This is a genomic window from Hallella faecis (assembly GCF_018789675.1).
In the GTDB taxonomy this organism is placed as follows: Bacteria; Bacteroidota; Bacteroidia; order Bacteroidales; family Bacteroidaceae; genus Prevotella; species Prevotella faecis.
The window spans coordinates 41268-61670 of record NZ_JAHKBE010000002.1 but is presented as its reverse complement, the minus strand read 5'-3'; the positions used below and the strand labels follow the sequence as shown (position 1 = coordinate 61670).

General features: G+C 55.3%; 16 protein-coding genes. 10 read left to right on the top strand and 6 right to left on the bottom strand.

Annotated elements, in window-relative coordinates; translation table 11 throughout:
* Positions 1 to 34: 34 nt before the first annotated feature.
* From KM934_RS00875 to KM934_RS00850, 6 genes are all read right to left on the bottom strand, one after another.
* Positions 35 to 865: a sugar phosphate nucleotidyltransferase gene (locus tag KM934_RS00875; protein ID WP_215758721.1), complete on the bottom strand. Its 831-nt coding sequence runs from the start codon at positions 863 to 865 to the stop codon at positions 35 to 37.
* A gap of 39 nt (positions 866 to 904) precedes the next feature.
* Positions 905 to 2458: a RapZ C-terminal domain-containing protein gene (locus tag KM934_RS00870; protein WP_215758720.1), complete on the bottom strand. Its 1554-nt coding sequence runs from the start codon at positions 2456 to 2458 to the stop codon at positions 905 to 907.
* A 40-nt stretch (positions 2459 to 2498) separates the two neighbouring features.
* Entirely contained in the window at positions 2499 to 2963 is a 465-nt protein-coding gene (locus KM934_RS00865; protein ID WP_215758719.1) for a LexA family protein, read from the bottom strand.
* Positions 2960 to 3199: a hypothetical protein gene (locus KM934_RS00860; protein WP_215758718.1), complete on the bottom strand. Its 240-nt coding sequence runs from the start codon at positions 3197 to 3199 to the stop codon at positions 2960 to 2962. The genes KM934_RS00865 and KM934_RS00860 overlap by 4 nt, the downstream gene beginning before the upstream one ends.
* A 392-nt stretch (positions 3200 to 3591) precedes the next feature.
* The gene (gene groL / locus KM934_RS00855) at positions 3592 to 5211 is read right to left on the bottom strand and encodes a chaperonin GroEL (protein WP_215758717.1); all 1620 of its coding nucleotides are present in this window, start codon (positions 5209 to 5211) and stop codon (positions 3592 to 3594) included.
* Positions 5212 to 5272: 61 nt separating this feature from the next.
* Complete coding sequence (locus KM934_RS00850; RefSeq protein WP_215758715.1) at positions 5273 to 5545, bottom strand: co-chaperone GroES; 273 nt, start codon at positions 5543 to 5545, stop codon at positions 5273 to 5275.
* Between the two features lie 1067 nt (positions 5546 to 6612).
* Here KM934_RS00850 and ftsY point away from each other — a divergent pair.
* The 10 genes from ftsY to leuB all read left to right on the top strand — a co-directional run bounded on the left by ftsY (position 6613) and on the right by leuB (position 19751).
* On the top strand, positions 6613 to 7560 hold the full coding sequence (gene ftsY, locus KM934_RS00845) for a signal recognition particle-docking protein FtsY (protein WP_215758714.1): 948 nt from the start codon (positions 6613 to 6615) through the stop codon (positions 7558 to 7560).
* A gap of 8 nt (positions 7561 to 7568) precedes the next feature.
* A complete protein-coding gene (rimO, locus tag KM934_RS00840) occupies positions 7569 to 8900 on the top strand; it encodes a 30S ribosomal protein S12 methylthiotransferase RimO (RefSeq protein WP_215758712.1) in 1332 nt (443 codons plus the stop codon).
* A complete protein-coding gene (locus tag KM934_RS00835) occupies positions 8897 to 9175 on the top strand; it encodes an HU family DNA-binding protein (RefSeq protein WP_215758710.1) in 279 nt (92 codons plus the stop codon). Before rimO ends, KM934_RS00835 begins: the two co-directional genes overlap by 4 nt.
* Positions 9176 to 9186: 11 nt before the next feature.
* A complete protein-coding gene (locus tag KM934_RS13110; protein ID WP_252344829.1) occupies positions 9187 to 10842 on the top strand; it encodes an HU family DNA-binding protein in 1656 nt (551 codons plus the stop codon).
* Positions 10843 to 10926: 84 nt separating this feature from the next.
* Entirely contained in the window at positions 10927 to 12447 is a 1521-nt protein-coding gene (dnaB, locus tag KM934_RS00825) for a replicative DNA helicase (protein ID WP_215758708.1), read from the top strand.
* 988 nt (positions 12448 to 13435) lie between these two features.
* Positions 13436 to 14935, top strand: a complete 1500-nt coding sequence (locus KM934_RS00820; RefSeq protein WP_215758706.1) for a 2-isopropylmalate synthase — start codon at positions 13436 to 13438, stop codon at positions 14933 to 14935.
* A gap of 22 nt (positions 14936 to 14957) precedes the next feature.
* Positions 14958 to 16358 (top strand): 3-isopropylmalate dehydratase large subunit, encoded by a 1401-nt coding sequence (gene leuC / locus KM934_RS00815; protein WP_215758705.1) that lies wholly within the window; start codon positions 14958 to 14960, stop codon positions 16356 to 16358.
* A 115-nt stretch (positions 16359 to 16473) separates the two neighbouring features.
* A complete protein-coding gene (leuD, locus tag KM934_RS00810) occupies positions 16474 to 17064 on the top strand; it encodes a 3-isopropylmalate dehydratase small subunit (protein ID WP_215758703.1) in 591 nt (196 codons plus the stop codon).
* Entirely contained in the window at positions 17064 to 18674 is a 1611-nt protein-coding gene (locus tag KM934_RS00805) for an alpha-isopropylmalate synthase regulatory domain-containing protein (RefSeq protein ID WP_252344836.1), read from the top strand. The genes leuD and KM934_RS00805 overlap by 1 nt, the downstream gene beginning before the upstream one ends.
* A gap of 15 nt (positions 18675 to 18689) precedes the next feature.
* Positions 18690 to 19751 carry a 3-isopropylmalate dehydrogenase gene (leuB, locus tag KM934_RS00800; RefSeq protein WP_215758701.1) on the top strand — a complete coding sequence of 354 codons (1062 nt, stop codon included), beginning with the start codon at positions 18690 to 18692 and terminating at the stop codon, positions 19749 to 19751.
* Positions 19752 to 20403 lie beyond the last annotated feature (652 nt).

The following is a 20403-nucleotide window of genomic DNA, read 5'->3' as shown; positions in this document are numbered from 1 at the left end:
TTGTTCGTGTTGAATGACGAGCTGCGGCTGCGCGTTAGGGCACCAAAGTGCTCACGAAATCGTCGGCGTCGCTCAGGGTGTCGATCTTTCCCACGTCCATGAGCCGCAGGTCGGGCTTAACGTAACCCATAATAGGCGTTGTGGCGCAAGCCTTGAGGTAGAAGTCCATGATGGGGAACTTGTTGGGCCATCCCACCATTTGTGGGAAGAGCGTGGGCGAGAACGCGTGAATGCCACTGAAGGCAAAGAGGTGAAGATGTCCGGCCACGACGAGCGGTTCGTCGCCAATGGCCAGCGGATAGAGCAACTGTTGCAGTTGGGCGCGCACCTCGGGGAACGGCGATTTCACCTCACCCGTAACGATGTTGACCCATCCCACGAGTAGCATCTGGTCGTTGAAGACCAGGTAACGCTTGGTCTTTCGCCAACTGACGAGCAGCCGGGCACCTGCCATGAGGTGCGGAACGCCACAATCGGGGCAGTTGACACGCCAATCGGCACGGTAAAACTTGTCGAGGTCCACATTGCTAAGAATATCAACATTGTGGATGAGAATGGGGCAACGTGGCGCGAAGAGAGGCTGCGCCTTACGCAACCCGCCCCCTGTATCGAGCAATTCGGCGGTCTCGTCGCTCACCCGAATGTCGAGGCCGAAGTTGTCGTTGGCCTGCAGATAGTTGGTGATTTGCGACGCGAAATGATGCACATTGACCACCAAGTGGTTGAACCCGGCCGCGCCCAAACGGCTTACGACACGCTTGAGCAGCGGTTCGCCACCCACGCGCACCAACGCCTTGGGCATGGTGTCGGTGAGGGGTTTGAGGCGGGTGCCCAAACCAGCGGCGAATATCATGGCTTGCTTCATACGTGCAAAGTTAATTATTCTTTTCTAATCAACAAAGATTTAGCTTTCCTTTTTCTTCGCAGAAAAGGTCTGTTCTATGCCTTGCTCACGGTGGTACACGCGCACCTCGACGCCAAACTTCTCATGGATGTGCTCGGCCAGGTGCTGCGCACTATACACCGAACGGTGCTGGCCGCCCGTGCATCCGAAGCAGAACATCAGGCTGGTGAAGCCGCGTTGCACGTAGCGCTCCACGTGCTTGTCGGCCAAGGCGTACACATGGGTGAGGAAATCCAATATCTCTCCGTCGTCCTCCAAGAAGCGAATGACGGGCTCATCGAGGCCGGTGAGCTTCTTGTAAGGCTCATACCGGCCAGGGTTGTGGGTGGAACGGCAGTCGAAAACATAGCCACCGCCATTGCCCGACGGGTCTTCGGGAATGCCCTTGCGGTAAGAGAAACTATAGACACGCACCACAAGCGGGCCCTTGCCGTCGTATTTGGAGAACGTGGCTGGACCATCTTGCGGATGGGCGGGATAAATATTGTGTTCGGTGGTCTTGTAACCGTCGCCGCGCAAACGCGTGGGCTCCTCGCGGTGGGCGAAGCGCGGCATGTCGGCCAAGCGCGCAAGCACCTCCCTCAGATAAGGATAGGGCAACATGTCCTCACTCAAACTGAGCAGGTCACGCAAGTTGTCCATGGCCATGGGGATGCTGTCGATGAAGTGCTGCTTGCGCTCATAGAGTCCGCGGAAGCCGTAGGCACCAAGCACCTGCAACGTGCGGAAGAGCACGAAAAGGCTCAGCCGACCGGCGAAATGGCGCACCGAGGGCACCTCTACATATTGTTTGAGCGAATTGTAGTACTCTGCCACCAGCTCGCGTCGCAACTTATACGAGTAGCGTGCCGACGCTTGCCAAAGGAACGAGGCAAGGTCATAATAATAAGGTCCCTTGCGACCGCCCTGGAAATCGATGAAGAAGGGGTTGCCTTCGGCGTCGAGCATGACGTTGCGGGCCTGGAAATCGCGATACATGAAGCTCGCCGACGGCTCCGACGTTAGGTCCTTGGCGAAGCGGCGGAAACTGGCCTCGAGCTTCATCTCATGGAAATCGAGCCCTGTAAGTTTCAGGAAATCGTACTTGAAATAATTGAGGTCGAAGAGCACATTGTCCTCGTCGAACACGGGCTGGGGGTAACACTGGTTCCAGTCGAGGTCGTTGGCGCCACGAATTTGCAGGTCGGGCAAGGCGCGGATGGTGCGCTTGAGCAGCGTCTGCTCTGCCAAGTCGTAGCGTCCGCCAGCCTCTCTGCCACCCCGTATGGCATCGAAGAGCGAGGTGCTCCCCAAGTCGGTTTGCAGATAGCGCATCTCATCGTCGCTCACAGCAAGCACGGCAGGCACAGGCAACTTGTGGTGAACGAAATGTCGGTCGAGGTACACGAAGGCGTGGTTCTCCTCCCGACTGGTGCCCACAACGCCAATGACCGTAGCGCCATCGGCGGCGGTGATACGATAATACTGTCGGTTGCTGCCGGCTCCGGCCAGTTGTTCTATGTGTGCGGGCTCGGTTCCGGCCCATTGCTGATAAAGCTTTACGAGTTGTTGCATGATGGGGATAAAGATGTGGTGAGGTGAATGGGAGATTGACTTATTTGGCGAGCCTGTTCATCAGGGAGGCTCTGCGGGGCTTGATGCTCCATGCCAACACGCCCCACACCTTGAAATTATCGGTGGAATAAACGCGGATGGGACTATACTTCTTATTGGCGGGCCGGAGCTCGATGTATCCTTCGTCCTTATGGCTGAGGTCGATGAATTTCAGCGTAAACTCGCCATCGATAAACGCCACAACGATATCGCCATGCTCCGGCTCCAGCGCCTTGTCGATGACCACGATGTCGCCCTCGTTGATGCCTGCGTCGATCATGGAGTCGCCCACCACACGCGCATAGAACGTGGCGGCAGGATGCTCTATGAGATCCTTGTCGAAGTCGAGGCTTTCGGCCATATAGTCCTGCGCGGGACTGGGAAATCCGGCCTTCACCCCACCCGAGGCAAAGGGCAACGGCGAGCCACCGCTAAACTCGCCCGAGAAGATGATGAGCTCTTTCATTGGCGTTCCTTCTTCTCTCGGGCCTCGCGCTCACGGCGCAACTCTTCCTCAAACTCACGCCACTCGCGCTTGCGTTTGCGCGTATCGGCCCAGTCGGCCAACAGATAGTCGGCCACGAAGAGGAGCAACAAGATGCCGAGCGACATCGTGAACGAGCCTGTTATCACAGACAAGCCTGCTGAGACAATAAGAAAGACAAGGGCTTTCTTCCAGTCGATGCGAAATTTTGGTTTCATAATGCAAAGTTAATGTTTTTCAAGCAAACGCCAACGCTTTCCCCCCAAAAAACATAACGGGCGCACGCGGCAACGGTGAAGGCGTGCCCGAGACCGCACCTTCAAAGGAGCCATAAAAACAAAAAAATCGGATGTCATCGCGACAACCGATTTTCAAAAACAAACTACTTAAAAACTAATCTACTAAAACAAATCAAAATATGTTATTCCCTTTTACTGTTATCTTCTTTCAATTGTGCAAAGTTAAGCAGTTTTTTCCACATTCGCAAATATTTCTTGCCAAAACCTTAGACTTTGATGACAAATATGCAAAAAGGGTGCAGAACCCATGTTCCGCACCCCTTCATTGATATGTGCATGTGGCAAATAGCCACCACCATTCAGTTATCCGATTACATCATGCCGGGCTGGGGAGCGGGCATAGCGGGCTTCTCCTCGGGCTTGTCAACGATGAGGCACTCTGTGGTGAGGAACATGCCGGCGATAGAAGCGGCATTCTCCAAAGCCACACGGGCCACCTTGGCAGGGTCGATGACGCCTGCCGCACGCAGATCCTGGTAGGTATCGGTGCGAGCATTGTAGCCATAGTCGCCCTCGCCCTGACGAACCTTGTCGACCACCACGGCACCCTCGCCGCCGGCGTTGAACACAATCTGACGCAGAGGCTCCTCAAGGGCACGACGAACGATGTTGATACCCGTCTGCTCATCGGCGTTGTCGCCCTTGAGCTCGGCCAACTCCTTCTGTGCGCGGATGTAAGTGGTACCGCCACCGACAACCACACCTTCCTCTGTTGCAGCGCGAGTAGCGCAGAGGGCGTCGTCCACACGGTCCTTCTTCTCCTTCATCTCAACCTCGCTGTTGGCACCCACGTAGAGCACAGCCACACCGCCGGCGAGCTTAGCCAGACGCTCCTGCAGCTTCTCCTTGTCGTAGTTGCTCTTGGTGTTGGCAATCTCGTTCTTGATCTGCTGCACGCGATCCTGAATGTTCTCCTTGTTGCCAGCGCCACCCACGATGGTGGTGTTCTCCTTGTCGACGGTCACCTTCTTGGCTGTACCGAGCATCTCGAGCGTAGCCTGCTCAAGCTTCAAGCCCTTCTCCTCGCTGATAACCACACCGCCTGTGAGCACTGCGATATCCTCGAGCATGGCCTTACGACGGTCGCCGAAGCCAGGAGCCTTGACGGCGCAGATCTTCAAGCCGCCACGCAAGCGGTTCACCACCAATGTGGTAAGTGCCTCTGAGTCGACATCCTCGGCAATGACGAGCAAAGGACGGCCACTCTCTGCAGCGGGCTGCAGGATGGGCAAGAACTCCTTGAGGTTAGAGATCTTCTTATCGTAGAGCAGGATGTAAGGATCATCCATCACACACTCCATCTTGTCGGTATCGGTTACGAAGTAGCCGCTCAGGTAACCGCGGTCAAACTGCATACCCTCTGTCACACCGATGGTGGTGTCGCGGGTCTTGCTGTCCTCAACGGTGATAACGCCGTCCTTCGACACCTTGCGCATGGCATCGGCCAGAAGCTTACCGATCTCGGGATCGTTGTTGGCGCTGACGGTAGCCACCTGCTCAATCTTGTCGTAGTTGTCGCCCACCACCTCGGCGTTGGCCTTGATGTAGTCGACCACCTTGTTCACGGCCTTGTCGATACCGCGCTTCAGGTCCATGGGGTTGGCGCCAGCCGTTACGTTCTTCAAGCCCTCGTTCACGATGGCCTGTGTCAGAATGGTAGCGGTGGTTGTACCGTCACCGGCGTCGTCGCCAGTCTTCGAAGCCACGCTCTTCACGAGCTGAGCACCGGTGTTCTCGAACTTATCCTCGAGCTCCACCTCCTTGGCCACCGACACACCATCCTTGGTGATGACGGGTGCGCCAAACTTCTTCTCGATAACCACGTTGCGACCCTTCGGGCCGAGTGTTACCTTCACTGCATTAGCGAGCTGGTCGACACCCTGCTTCAGCAGGTCGCGAGCCTCCATATTGTATTTGATAATCTTTGCCATAATTGTTCCTAATATTTAATTGGGTATAATATAATAAGGTGTATCCTCCTCTCACCCTATGTTAGTCTTCCACCACGGCGAGCACATCGCTCTGGCGCATCATGAGATACTTCTCACCCTCGTTCTCGAGCTCCGTGCCGGCATACTTACCGTAGAGCACCACATCGCCCTCCTTAAGCACCATGGCCTCGTCCTTGGTACCCTGGCCAACGGCAATGACCTTGCCACGCTGGGGTTTCTCTTTGGCGGTGTCGGGAATGATGATTCCACCTACTTTCTCTTCAGCTGGTGCGGCCTGTACCAGCACTCTGTCTGCTAATGGTTTGATTTTCATGATTGCAATGTATTTTAAATTTGTTGTTTCTTTCATGTGAGCCCTCGGCTCGCCCTTTACTCTACGAAAAGTGTGCCACATCTGCCAGAGCCGCCCAACGTGACAATTCTGTCAGTCTCAGGTCTGCCAAATATGGCACACGACAGGTAAAAACGGGCGAAATGGCGCGCGAAACGAGCACCGTTTCTCATATTTGACGACATCCCTTGCACCCACGGGCTGGTTGTGACACAAGGTGCGCCCGACGGGTTAGTTCGTCAAAAGACGCAACAATCTATACATCAATCTACACATTTCTTTTCAACGACAAAATGTTTTGGCCGAAATACGCCATTCTTAGCGCATTTACGCAACTTATTAACAACCAGTAACTTACAGACTTCACACAACTTTCGTAACTCCGTATTTCACTTTAAGCATTGCGAAAGATGCCTAACCGAGGTGCAAAACATGCCCGATCGCAACTCGAAAGATGGCCGACCGAGCCCCAATACATGCCAAACCCCAACTCGAAAGATGCCTTTTCGCAATTTCTTCACTCATTTTTTAGTCTTTCATCTCGCAAAAACGGCGTTTTCGTTCTCTATTTCTCGCAAAATTCTGACACAACTTTTTAACCATTTTCCCTGACAACGCGCATCGCCTTGCCCCACCTTATAATACAGTAACGGGGTGAGAACGACAATAAATTCTGCACACTTTTCACATTCCTTCCAATCGTTTCAACCATCAGGCATTCGCCTATCACGTTAACCCTAACATTGTAAGGTTGTTTCACCCATAATTACCTCTCCTCCAACCACCACCCCATCGCCATTCACCAACGACCATGGGCACCTGTCGCCCACACCCCATCCCACCCCCCAAAATGCCTCTTGCCATCCGTCTCATACCCACCCGTTTGCAATAAATGAGGTATAAAATAGCAGAAATGCAACAAATGATAGCCTCAACATCGAATAAATTTAGTATCTTTGCATATTAATATGCCCTTCGGTGTAGCGAGAGCCACCCCCTCGCGCTCCACCCACGGCACATTCATCAATTTGCTCACACCAATTATCAAGATGGGAATTTTCGGATTATTCAGCAAGAAAAAGAAAGAGACCCTTGACCAAGGGTTGGAGAAGACCAAGCAGAGCGTCTTCACCAAGATCAGCCGCGCCATCGCCGGCAAGTCGAAAGTCGACGACGAGGTGCTCGACAACCTTGAAGAGGTGCTCATCACCTCCGATGTGGGCGTGGACACCACGCTCAAAATCATACGCCGCATCGAGGAGCGCGTGGCACGCGACAAGTATGTGTCGACATCGGAGCTCAACGGCATTCTCAAGGACGAGATTGCATCGCTGCTCACGGAGAACAACACCGCCGACGCTTCGGGCTGGGACCTTCCCACCGACCACAAGCCGTATGTAATACTGGTGGTGGGCGTCAATGGTGTGGGTAAGACCACCACCATCGGCAAACTGGCATGGCAGTTTAAGCAGGCCGGAAAGAAGGTTTACCTCGGAGCGGCCGACACCTTCCGCGCCGCCGCCGTGGAGCAGATACAGATCTGGGGCGACCGTGTGGGTGTGCCCGTGGTGAAGCAGCAGATGGGCGCCGACCCCGCCAGCGTGGCCTTCGACACCCTCCAGAGCGCAAAGGCCAACGGGGCCGACGTGGTGCTCATCGACACAGCGGGCCGACTGCACAACAAGGTGGGCCTCATGAACGAGTTGAAGAAGATCAAGGACGTGATGAAAAAGGTGGTCGACTCCGCTCCCGACGAGGTGATGCTGGTGCTCGACGGATCGACCGGACAGAACGCCTTTGAGCAGGCCAAGGAGTTCTCGGCCGTGACGCAGATCACATCGCTGGCCATCACCAAGCTCGACGGCACCGCCAAGGGCGGCGTGGTCATCGGCATCAGCGACCAGCTAAAGGTGCCCGTGAAGTACATCGGACTGGGTGAGAAGATGGAAGACTTGCAGCTCTTCAACAAGAAGGAATTCGTTGACTCGTTATTCTAACACCAAAAGTGAAGAAAAATCAGATAGATATCATCACGATGGGGTGCTCCAAGAACCTCGTCGACTCGGAACAGCTCATGCGCTTGTTTGAGAACCACGGTTACCACTGCGTGCACGACGCCAAGCGTCCGCAAGGAGAGATCGCGGTTATCAACACGTGTGGCTTCATCGAGGACGCACGCGAGGAGAGCATCAACACCATTCTCGAGTTTGTGGAGGCCAAGAACGAAGGCCGACTCAATAAGCTTTATGTCATGGGATGCCTCTCGCAGCGCTATCAGAAGGAGCTCGAGGCCGAACTGCCCGAGGTGGATAAGTTCTACGGCAAGTTCAACTTCAAGCAGTTGGTCAACGACCTCGGACCGGCCGACACCACTGATGCCGGCAACGAGAGTTTCACACGCCGACGCACCGACGCCAACAGCCTTCGCAAGCTGACTACGCCTTCCCACTACGCCTACATCAAGATAGCGGAGGGATGCGACCGCCATTGCGCCTATTGCGCCATCCCCCTCATCACAGGCCGACACGTTTCACGACCCATCGAGGACATTCTCGACGAGGTGAGGGAACTGGTTGGGCAGGGCGTCAGCGAGTTCCAAGTCATCGAGCAGGAACTTACCTATTACGGCGTAGACCTCTATGGCCACACGCGCATCGCCGAGCTGGTGAGCCAAATGGCCGACATCAAGGGGGTGAAGTGGATCAGGCTCCACTACGCTTACCCCAACCAGTTCCCCATGGAGCTGCTCGACGTGATGCGCGAGAAGCCCAACGTGTGCAAGTACCTCGACATCGCATTGCAGCATATCTCCGACTCGGTGCTGAAACGCATGCACCGCCACGTTACCAAGGACGACACATTGGCCCTGCTGAAGGCCATCCGCGAGCGGGTGCCGGGCATCACCCTGCGCACCACGCTCATGGTGGGATTCCCCGGCGAGACCGACGACGACTTCCAGGAACTCATGGATTTCGTGCGCACACAGCGCTTCGACCGCATGGGGGCCTTCGCCTATTCGGAGGAGGAGGGCACCTATGCGCAGTTGCATTACGAGGATGATGTGCCCGAAGAGGTGAAACAGCAACGCCTCGACAAGCTGATGGCGTTGCAACAGACCATCAGCGAGGAGCTGGAAGCGGCCAAGGTGGGAACCACGCAACTCGTGGTGATCGACCGAAAGGAGGGCGACTACTACGTGGGGCGCACCGAGAGCTGCTCGCCCGAGGTGGACCCGGAGGTGCTCATACCCGCCGAAGGTCGCACGTTGCGCACCGGACACTACTACCAGGTGCACATCACCGACAGTGACGAATTTGACTTATACGGAGAAGTATGAACAACAGAGAGTATATAGCCGAGCTGGCGCAACAGTCGGGTTACACGCAAACCGATACGCAGAAAATGGTGGCCGCCGTCATCGAACAGATGGGCAACAGCTTCGAGGAGGGAAACAGCGTGCTCATTCCCAACTTCGGAACGTTCGAGGTGAAGAAGCGACTGGAGCGAATCATCGTCAATCCCGGCACGCAACAACGTATGTTGGTGCCACCAAAACTCGTTTTGAACTTCCGCCCAAAGGAGTCGGTCAAGGACAAACTCAATAAGGCTTAGCATTCCCAACCATGAGCAAGATAGGATTTAAGGAACTCTCTCTGGCGCTGGTCGACAAGTATGGACTGGAGCGAGAAGCGGCAGAGCAGTTTGTGGAGAAGATGTTCGACGTGCTCTCCAAGGGCATCGAGACCGACCGACAGGTAAAGGTCAAGGGCCTGGGCACATTCAAGGTGGTGCCCGTGGCTTCGCGCAAGAGCGTGGATGTGAACACGGGCGAGCCCATCGTCATAGAGGGGCGCGACAAGGTTTCGTTCACTCCCGATAGCGCCATGCGTGAGTTGGTGAACCGACCGTTCTCGCAATTCGAAACCGTTCCCATCAACGACGGGGTCGACTTCACGGCCATCGATGAGCATTTCGCCAATGTGGAGGAAGGAACCGAAGACATCATCATGACCGACAACGACGAAACGGTGACCGAACCGATCACGACCGACGCCACAAAGCAAGACGACAAGATGGCGGAAACCTCTGAGGGCGAAGCTGCGTCTGGCGCAACCAACGTGTTGGGAACGCAGCCAGACGAAACGGCTTCGACTAAGAACGACGAAAACGAAACCACATACGGCGAGGGCATCGACGACCCTTCAACCCACCAAGGCGGCACTCCCAAGGAGACGGTTGTGGCAGCAGAGACCGTCGTCTCCGACGATGAGCCCATCCAAATAACCGAGCCTATGAAACCAGAAGAATCATTCACGCCTGTGGCTCCTGGCTCTGAGTCCATTGAGGAAACCACTCCCAATGAGGCCAACGGCCCTTCCCATCCCACGGAAGAAACCACCAACGACGAGCAGAATGAAGTTTCTGAAAGCATCAACGACGCTGCTGCGCCAACAAACGCCACTTCAGAGCAGACCAACGAGGACCAACCTCGCCCAACGTCGTCGACCAAGACAACGGCTGAGATGGTGCAAACCGTGTCGGAAACCGAACGTGAGATCGACGATGCGCGCAACCAGGTCATCCTAATGCAGCGAGAAATGGTTCGCCATAACCGTTTCATGCGCAGGTTCCTGGGCATTTCGGCTTTCCTGTTGCTGGCGTGTGTGGCTGGCATCTTCTACCTGGCCATGCAGATTTCGCAACGCGACCACCGCATAGAGCACCTGGAAGCGGCTGCCATTCTTGCCTCGCGAACACCGCAAGGAAAAGCCATCCTCAACGCATCGGTCGACTCTGCGGCTGTGGCGCAAGCCAAAAAGGACAGTCTGGAGGCGGCGCGCAAATTGCAAGAGGACGAGGGGGCTCGCCAGAAAATGGCCGAAGCCGAGCAAGCAAAGGCCAAGCAGGTGGAACAAGAAGCCTCCAAGCGGGGGGCCGAACAAGCCGAACGCGCCAAGAAGGAGGAAGCTGCCAAGAAGGCCAATGAAGCCGCTGCAAAGCAAAAGGCACAACAACACAAGCCTACTGAGGCCAAGAACAACAGCAAGGAGCAAGATAAATATAATAAGGATGTACGCATCCGTACGGGCGCATACACCATTATCGGTATTGACCGAACCGTTACGGCAAAGGCTGGACAGACGCTCGCGGGCATCAGCCGCACCCAACTCGGACCGGGCATGGAGTGTTACATCGAAGCCGTCAACCCGGGTCGCAAGCAGCTGAAGGCGGGCGACAAGGTCAATATCCCCAAACTCAAACTGAAAAAGAAAAACTAAGGCGGGCGCATTGGCCCACCAACCCAGCAGGGTGGCATGTCTATCGAATAGGCGTGCCGCATCTGCCCAACACCACAAACAACCATGCCAGAAACAAATAACACCTCGGCCAACCGCCGAAAGCGCACGCCTGCGCCCATCGACCCCACCTACGGACATCTGCAGCCGCAAGCGGTCGACGTGGAGAAGGTGGTGCTCGGCGCGCTCATGATCGACAAGGACGCCTTCTCCGTGGTATCGGAGATGCTGCGACCCGAAACGTTCTACGAGCCGCGACACCAGAAAATTTACCAAGCCATACAGACGCTCAACATGGCCCAGAACCCGGTCGACATCATGACCGTGGCCAACGAACTGCAGAAAGAGGGCACACTCGACGACGTGGGCGGACCAACCTACGTGGTGGACCTCACGGCTCATGTGGCGTCGTCGGCCCATATCGAATACCACGCCAAGATTCTCCAACAGAAATTCTTGGCCCGCCAGCTCATCTCCTTTGCCTCGGTCATCGAGACGAAGGCCTTCGACCAGACGGTGGACGTGGACGACCTGATGCAGGAAGCGGAGAGCAACCTCTTCGAACTCTCGCAGAAGAACATGCGAACCGACTACACGCAGATCGACCCTGTGCTGCGACAGGCCATGGAGATGTTGCAGAAGGCATCGTCGCAGACCAGTGGTCTGACGGGCATTCCGTCGGGATACACGGGGCTCGACAACATCACCTCGGGTTGGCAGAAGAGTGACCTCGTCATCATCGCCGGTCGACCGGCCATGGGTAAGACCTCGTTCGCTCTCTCCATCGCCAAGAACATTGCGGTCGATTACAAGGAGCCCATCGCCTTCTTCTCATTGGAGATGAACAACGTGCAGCTTGTAAACCGTCTCATCTCTAATGTTTGTGAAATCGAGGGACGCAAGATCATGAACGGACAGCTCTTCCCCGACGAGTGGCAACGCCTCGACAAGTATATGGCTCGACTCACCGGCGCACCGCTTTACGTGGACGATACACCTGGCATGTCGATCTTCGAGTTGCGCACAAAGGCCCGCCGACTGGTTCGCGAGAAAGGTGTGAAGATCATTATGATCGACTATCTGCAGCTCATGAACGCCAATGGCATGCGCTTCGGAAGCCGTCAGGAGGAGGTGTCGACCATCTCTCGCTCGCTCAAAGGATTGGCCAAGGAGCTCGATGTGCCCATCATCGCCCTGTCACAGCTCAACCGTACGGTGGAGAACCGTGAGGGATTGGAAGGCAAGCGACCACAGTTGAGCGACTTGCGTGAGTCGGGAGCTATCGAGCAGGATGCCGATATGGTGCTCTTTGTGCACCGTCCTGAGTATTACCACATCTACCAAGACGAAAAGGGCCACGACCTTCGCGGCAAGGCGCAGATCATCATTGCCAAGCACCGTAAGGGCGCCACGGGCGACGTTCTGTTGTCGTTCCAAGGCCAATACACGCGCTTCCTCAACCCCGAGGATGCCGCTCCCGCACCTCTGTCAGACAGCATGGGAGGCGAATACATCGGCTCTCGCATGAACAGCGACGACCTCGGCGACGACGATCCGTTCCCCGCCCCAGTCGCCCCCAGTTTCTAACCCAATTGCGCCCAGCTTCTATTCCAGTTGCACCCAGCTTCTATCCCAACAGCAAAGTGGCCCTATTAAATAAGGATATCGGCGCAAACAAAAGGCAAACGCTACTCTGACAGCAGTCCATCGACAAGCTAACGAAAGGCAAACACCACTCTGACAGCAGTCCATCGATAAGCTAACGAAAGGCAAACGCTACTCTGACAGCAGTCCATCGATAAGCTAAGGGATAGCAAACGATGCCATTGCGAAGATAGAAAGGGGCGCTTACAGAGGTGAAGACATGCGCTCACGAAGAAGATTCGCTGTTCAATCTCTATTCAACGAATAGCTTTACGCAACATATTGCCCGGCGTTCCGATCATGGAAACGCCGGGCTTTTATTTGTTATGGGGGGCCATTATAGACAAGGAGGAGCGCGCCTAAAGCATGCCACAAGGGGCTTGAGACACACGCCAAACCACTAACTTTAGGCTACTTAGGCAGGAAAAGTGTTACGAGTTGAAAGATATCGACAAAGTATCATTATCGTTCTAAAACGCAAGGTTTAGTTATTGTTTGCAATAAAACTACCAACTTTTCTTGCAATTTATTTGTTTGTTAGCAACGAAATGATTACCTTTGCGCTCACATAAAACAAAAAGAGAACAAAGTATGACCATCCAGTTCATTAGCATTATTAGCATTCTACTCGGTATTCGACTTCGTCAAACAGTCGGAAGTGAGAGAGCGTGTATATGCATGTGAGCAATATGACGAATACAAGGCCTTTCCACTTCCATTAGTGGGAAGGCCTTTTTTCGTAGTTGGAAGGACAGAAACAAACAAAACAACAAACTAAAACGAACATGCTCCCAAACGAACGCAAACACAAGTTCTGACGTATGGAAGAACAAAATCAGACGAACACAAACACAAGTTCTGACGAATAGGAGCACAAACACGAGCGAACACAAACACAATAAAGACCCCAAACGAAGTAAAATAATAAATTATGAGCGACAGACTTTTTATTTTCGACACCACCCTTCGCGATGGCGAACAGGTGCCTGGATGCCAGTTGAACACAGTAGAGAAGATTCAGGTAGCCAAGCAACTTGAGCTATTGGGTGTCGATGTCATTGAGGCCGGCTTCCCCATCTCTTCGCCAGGCGACTACAACTCGGTTATGGAAATATCGAAAGCGGTAACATGGCCCACCATTTGCGCACTGACCCGCGCCGTGGAGAAGGACATCGACGTGGCCGCTGAGTCGCTGCAGTATGCCAAACACAAGCGCATACACACCGGCATAGGCACATCCGACTACCACATTAAGTATAAGTTCAACTCAAACCGAGATGAGATCCTGGAGCGCGCCGTGCGTGCCACGGCTTACGCCAAGAAGTATGTGGAGGATGTGGAGTTCTACGCCGAGGACGCCGGACGTACCGACAATGAATACCTGGCACGTGTCGTCGAGGCAGTTATCGCCGCTGGAGCCACCGTGGTAAACATTCCCGACACCACCGGCTACTGCCTGCCGAGCGAGTTTGGCGCCAAAATTAAATACCTCATGGAGCACGTGTCGAACATCGACAAGGCCATCATCTCAACCCACTGCCACAACGACCTCGGCATGGCAACAGCCAACACGCTCGAGGGTGTGCTCAACGGAGCACGACAAGTGGAGGTAACCATCAACGGCATCGGCGAGCGAGCCGGCAACACATCGCTCGAGGAGATTGCCATGATCCTAAAGTGCCACAAGGGCATCAACATCGACACCAACATCAACACGCAGAAGATTTACCCCGTTTCGCGCATGGTCAGTTCGCTGATGAACATGCCCGTGCAACCCAACAAGGCCATTGTGGGCCGCAACGCCTTTGCCCATTCGAGCGGCATCCACCAGGATGGCGTGCTGAAGAACGTGCAGACCTACGAGATCATCGACCCGAAGGACATTGGTCTCGACAACAACGCCATCGTGCTTACGGCACGTTCGGGACGCGCGGCGCTGCGTTATCGCCTGGAGGTGAACGGCGTGGACGTTCGCGACGAGGCCAAGCTCGACAAGCTCTATAAGGCCTTCCTCGAATTGGCCGACAAGAAAAAAGAGATCAACGACGACGACATCCTCATGCTCGCAGGTGCCGACACGGCGGCCAGCCACAGCGTGAAGCTCGACTATCTGCAGGTCACCACGGGTAAGGGCGTGAAGAGCGTAGCCAGCGTGGGCCTCGACATCGCCGGTCAGAAGTTTGAGGAGAGCAGCTCTGGAAACGGTCCGGTCGACGCCGCCATCAAGGCCCTGAAGCGCATCATCCGCAAGCAGATGACACTGAAGGAGTTTACCATTCAGGCCATCTCGAAGGGATCGGACGACGTCGGAAAGGTTCACATGCAAGTGGAATACGCCGGAAGCGTCTACTATGGCTTCGGAGCCAACACCGACATCGTAACGGCATCGGTCGAGGCATACATCGATTGTATCAACAAGTTTAGGAAATAAGATAGCGAAAGGTTTTTATGTTATGAATACATTATTTGATAAGATTTGGGATAGCCATGTAGTACAGGTCGTGGAAGAAGGCCCCACGCAACTCTACATCGACCGACTGTATTGTCACGAGGTGACATCGCCTCAGGCCTTCGACGGCTTACGCCGCCGCCATCTGCAGGTGTTCAGACCGCAACAGGTGTTCTGCATGCCCGACCACAACATCATGACGCACGACCAAGGATCGCCTGAACTCGACCCCGTGGGCCGCCACCAAGTGGAGACACTCGACAAGAACTGCGCCGAGTTTGGCCTGACGGAATTCAAAAAGAACACGCCCGAGAACGGCGTCATCCACGTGGTGGGACCCGAGACGGGCCTTTCGCTGCCTGGCATGACCATCGTTTGTGGCGACTCGCACACCTCTACCCACGGTGCCGTGGGCGCTGTGGCATTCGGCATCGGCACCTCTGAGGTCGAAATGGTTCTGGCCTCGCAGTGTATTCTGCAACAGAAGCCAAAGAGCATGCGCATCACCATCAACGGCGCCCTGCAGCCTGGCGTAACGGCCAAGGACGTGGCGCTCTACCTCATGGCCCAACTCTCCACCTCGGGAGCCACGGGCTACTTCGTGGAATACGCCGGACCTGTGGTTGAGAACATGAGCATGGAGGGCCGACTGACGCTCTGCAACCTCTCCATAGAGATGGGTGCGCGCGGCGGATTCATCGCGCCCGACGAAACAACCTTCGCCTACCTGAAGGGACGCAAGTACGCCCCCAAGGGCGAGGCGTGGGACAAGGCCGTGGCCCAATGGCGCCAGCTGCGCTCGGGCGACGACGCCGTGTTCGACTGTGAGTTGGCTTTCGACGGAGCCGACATCGAGCCTCGCATCACCTACGGCACCAACCCCGGAATGGGCATCGCCATCACGGGATCAGTTCCCACACTCGACGAGGTGGCCGAAAGCGAGCAGGCTTCGTTCCTCAAGAGCCTGCGCTACATGGGCTTCGAGCCTGGCGAGCGCCTCTTGGGGCACCCCATCGACTACGTGTTCCTCGGAGCGTGCACCAACGGACGCATAGAGGACTTCCGCGCCTTCGCCTCTGTGGTCAAGGGCCATAAGAAAGCGCCCAACGTGGTGGCATGGCTGGTGCCGGGCTCATGGGCTGTTCTGAAGCAGATTCAGGAGGAAGGACTCGACAAGCAACTGGAGGCAGCAGGGTTCGCCATACGCCAACCGGGCTGCTCGGCATGCTTGGCCATGAACGACGACAAGGTGCCAGCTGGCAAATACAGCGTCTCCACATCGAACCGCAACTTCGAGGGCCGTCAGGGACCGGGCGCACGCACGGTGCTGGCTTCGCCCCTTGTGGCAGCCGCAGCCGCCATCACGGGCCGCATCAGCGACCCTCGCGAGTTTCTTCAGGCATAACAACGCGCAGCGGCATCGGCCAACGGGCATCCCGGCGGATAGCCAACAACCGCAGCATGGGTCACCCATGCCCATCCGCTGAACGCGAATAATCACACAAAGACAACACACAACGATGAAACAGAAATTTGATGTCATCACATCATCCTGCATTCCCCTCCCCTTGGAGAATGTGGATACCGACCAAATCATACCCGCCCGCTTCCTGAAGGCTACCGACAAGGAAGGCTTCGGCGACAACCTTTTCCGCGACTGGAGATACAATAAGGACGGCAGTTTGAAGAGCGATTTTGTGCTCAACGACCCTTCTTATTCGGGCGTTATCCTCGTAGCCGGCAAGAATTTCGGCTCAGGATCGTCGCGCGAACATGCCGCATGGGCCATCGCCGGCTATGGTTTCAGGGTGGTTATCAGCAGTTTCTTCGCCGACATCCACAAGAACAACGAGCTCAACAACTTCGTGCTTCCGGTGGTGGTGAGCGAGCAGTTTCTGAGCGAACTGTTCTCATCCATCGACAAAGACCATGGCACTCAGGTGCGCGTGGACCTTCCTAACCAAACGGTGACCAACCTTGCTACGGGCCATTCGGAACATTTCGACATCAATGGTTATAAGAAGCACTGCCTGATGAACGGCCTCGACGACGTGGATTTCCTCGTTGCCAACCGCGACAAGGTGGAGGCTTTTGAAAAGCAACGCGCATGATGGATATAGGAGCAAAAACACTTTTCGGTCCGCAGATCGAAATCATGGACTCTACGTTGCGCGACGGTGAGCAGACCAGCGGCGTCAGTTTTCTGCCCCACGAGAAGCTCATCATCGCCCGGTCGCTGCTCCACGATGTCAACGTCGACCGCATAGAGGTGGCCTCGGCACGTGTTTCCGAGGGCGAGCGCGAGGCCGTGACACGCATCTGCAACTACGCCCAGCGTGAGGGTTACATCGACCGCATCGAGGTGTTGGGCTTCGTCGACGGCAAACTGTCGATCGACTGGATCAAAGGTTGCGGCTGCCGCGTCATCAACCTGTTGGTGAAAGGCTCGCTGAAACATTGCCAACACCAGTTGCACAAGGCGCCAGAGGAACATTTGGCCGACATCCTCCACTCGCTCGACTATGCCGAACAGCAGGGCCTGCGGGTCAACATCTATCTGGAGGACTGGAGCTCGGGCATGAAGGATTCGCCCGAATATGTGTACCAAATGATGGACCGCCTGAAGGACACACCCATCCAACGCTTCATGCTGCCCGACACATTGGGCATCATGAACCCGCTGCAGTGTGTGGAATATGTGCGCAAGATGCACCGCCGCTACCCCGACAAGCGATTCGATTTCCACGCCCACAACGATTACGACCTGGCGGTGTCGAACACGCTCGCCGCCGTGTTGAGCGGTTGCCAGGGCGTGCATGTCACGGTGAACGGCCTGGGCGAACGATGCGGCAACGCACCACTGGCCAGCGTGCAAGCCATCCTGAAGGACCATTTCCACGCCAAGACGTCAATCAACGAGAGCAAACTCAACCAGATTAGTCGCTTGGTGGAAGGCTACAGCGGCATCGCCATATCGGCCAACCAACCCATCGTGGGAAGCAATGTCTTCACGCAGGTGGCGGGTGTTCACGCCGATGGCGACAACAAGAACAAGCTTTACAGCAACGACCTCGTGCCCTCACGCTTTGGCCGCAAGCGCGAATACGCACTCGGAAAAAACTCGGGCAAGGCAAACATTGAGATGAACCTGGAGGAACTGGGCTTGGAACTGACGCCCGAACAGACACGACGCGTAACACGGCGCATCACCGAACTGGGCGACCGTAAGGAGATGGTAACCCAAGACGACCTGCCTTACATCATTGCCGACGTGCTGAAGCACAACACACCCGTGGAACGGGTGAAGCTCCTCAGCTACATGGTCTCCACGTCGTATGGGCTGAAACCCATCGCCAGCCTGAAGGTGGAAATCAACGGTGAGGAATATACGGCCGACGCTACCGGCGACGGTCAGTACGACGCCTTTGTGAAAGCCTTGCGCAAGGTGTATAAGGAGAACCTCAACCGCACCTTCCCACGATTGGCCAACTACACCGTGACCATTCCGCCCGGAGGCCACACCGACGCATTGGTGCAGACCATCATTACATGGCAATGCGACGGAGGACGCGTCATTCGCACCCACGGACTCGACGCCGACCAGACGGAGGCGGCCATCAAAGCCACGTTCAAGATGCTCAATATCGTGGAAGACGAGGAAGAAAAACTGTGGGAAGGAGGCTCAATCCACGCTCCACAACAATCCAAAGAACAAATATAAAACACATAAGAAATCATGAAACTGAATATCGCAGTATTACCCGGCGACGGCATCGGACCAGAGATCATGCCGCAAGCCATCCATGTGCTCGACGCCATTGCCAAGAAGTTTGGACACGAGTTTGTCTATCACGAGGCCATCTGTGGCGCACATGCCATCGACGTTTGCGGAGACCCATTCCCCGATGACACGTTTAAGACGTGTATGGACGCCGACGCTGTGCTCTTCGCCGCTGTGGGCGACCCGCGTTTCGACAACGATCCCACACTGAAGGTGCGCCCCGAGACCGGCTTGCTGGCCATGCGCAAGAAGCTTGGCTTGTTTGCCAACGTGCGCCCCGTGGCCACGTTCGACTGCCTGCTCCACATGTCGCCACTGAAGGAGAGCATCATCAAGGGTGCCGATTTCATGGTGATTCGTGAGCTCACAGGTGGCATGTACTTCGGCGAAAAGTATCAGGACAACGACCGCGCTTACGACACCGACGTGTACTCGCGCCCCGAGATTGAGCGCATCCTGAAGGTGGCCTTCGAAACAGCGCAGCGCCGCAACCACCACCTCACGGTGGTCGACAAGGCCAATGTGCTGGCAAGCTCACGCCTGTGGCGACAGATTGCGAAGGAAATGGAGCCCCAATACCCCGATGTGCAGACCGACTATATGTTTATCGACAACTGCTCGATGCGCGTGCTTACCGACCCGCGCTTCTTCGATGTCATTGTCACCGAGAACACGTTTGGCGACATCCTCACCGACGAGACGAGTGCCATCACGGGCTCTATGGGCCTGCAACCGTCGGCCTCACTGGGCGACCACACGCCGCTCTTCGAACCGGTGCACGGATCATGGCCACAGGCAGCCGGCAAGAACCTTGCCAACCCGCTGGCACAGATCCTCTCAGCCGCCATGATGCTCGAGCACTTTGGTCTGAAGGCCGAAGGCGCACTCATCCGCGAGGCATGCAACGAGAGTTTGCTGCAGAACATCCGCACACCCGAAATTCAGGTTGAAGGCGGTAATCATTATGGCACCACAGAGGTGGGCCAATGGATTACCAACTACGTGGCAAGTCACTAACATCAGGCCACACGCTCACTGTATAGTGATAGGGAATCGACCGTTTTCATCACCCACAGGGCCATGGAAGCGAACGATTCCCTTCTTTGATGATTCGCACAAGCACTCGGCGCTCTTGACCGTGTAATGTTTTTTGGTCAAAAAGTTTGTCGACGATTTCCGACAATCTGGCGAGCCGAAACGCCATTTTTATGAGATTTTATCGCCACGCGAGAGGCAAGCTCCTGCGATTAGGCATGTTCCGAGTTGCGAAAAGGCATGTTTCGCCCCTCGATCGACCGTCTTTCGAGACTCGATTGGGCATGTTTGGCACCTCGGTTAGGCATCTATCGCAATGCTTGATGCGAAATACGGAGTGGTAAACGCTACACAAAATTCACAAGACGTTGATTGTTAGCAGGTTACAAAAATACGCCGAGGATCGCGTATTTGCAACCAAACATTCGCTCGTAGAAAAGAAGTGTGTAGATTCGTCTATAGGTTGTTGGCTAATTTCTACCTTCCGAGTTGCAAAAGGAAGGCTCGCACATTGGCATCGTTCCAACTCATCGTCTATGCCATCAAACAAGGGCTACCTTAACGTTCACAAACCTGCAACTGGACATGCATGAACGCTCTAAACCACTGACTTTAGGGCTCTTTTGGCCAATAT

Bases quoted from the DNA above. Each gene is read 5' to 3' on its own strand.
- KM934_RS00875 (WP_215758721.1), bottom strand. From the start codon at position 865: ATGAAGCAAGCCATGATATTCGCCGCTGGTTTGGGCACCCGCCTCAAA.
- KM934_RS00870 (WP_215758720.1), bottom strand. From the start codon at position 2,458: ATGCAACAACTCGTAAAGCTTTATCAGCAATGGGCCGGAACCGAGCCC.
- KM934_RS00865 (WP_215758719.1), bottom strand. From the start codon at position 2,963: ATGAAAGAGCTCATCATCTTCTCGGGCGAGTTTAGCGGTGGCTCGCCG.
- KM934_RS00860 (WP_215758718.1), bottom strand. From the start codon at position 3,199: ATGAAACCAAAATTTCGCATCGACTGGAAGAAAGCCCTTGTCTTTCTT.
- groL (WP_215758717.1), bottom strand. From the start codon at position 5,211: ATGGCAAAGATTATCAAATACAATATGGAGGCTCGCGACCTGCTGAAG.
- KM934_RS00850 (WP_215758715.1), bottom strand. From the start codon at position 5,545: ATGAAAATCAAACCATTAGCAGACAGAGTGCTGGTACAGGCCGCACCA.
- ftsY (WP_215758714.1), top strand. From the start codon at position 6,613: ATGGGAATTTTCGGATTATTCAGCAAGAAAAAGAAAGAGACCCTTGAC.
- KM934_RS00835 (WP_215758710.1), top strand. From the start codon at position 8,897: ATGAACAACAGAGAGTATATAGCCGAGCTGGCGCAACAGTCGGGTTAC.
- KM934_RS13110 (WP_252344829.1), top strand. From the start codon at position 9,187: ATGAGCAAGATAGGATTTAAGGAACTCTCTCTGGCGCTGGTCGACAAG.
- dnaB (WP_215758708.1), top strand. From the start codon at position 10,927: ATGCCAGAAACAAATAACACCTCGGCCAACCGCCGAAAGCGCACGCCT.
- KM934_RS00820 (WP_215758706.1), top strand. From the start codon at position 13,436: ATGAGCGACAGACTTTTTATTTTCGACACCACCCTTCGCGATGGCGAA.
- leuC (WP_215758705.1), top strand. From the start codon at position 14,958: ATGAATACATTATTTGATAAGATTTGGGATAGCCATGTAGTACAGGTC.
- leuD (WP_215758703.1), top strand. From the start codon at position 16,474: ATGAAACAGAAATTTGATGTCATCACATCATCCTGCATTCCCCTCCCC.
- KM934_RS00805 (WP_252344836.1), top strand. From the start codon at position 17,064: ATGGATATAGGAGCAAAAACACTTTTCGGTCCGCAGATCGAAATCATG.
- leuB (WP_215758701.1), top strand. From the start codon at position 18,690: ATGAAACTGAATATCGCAGTATTACCCGGCGACGGCATCGGACCAGAG.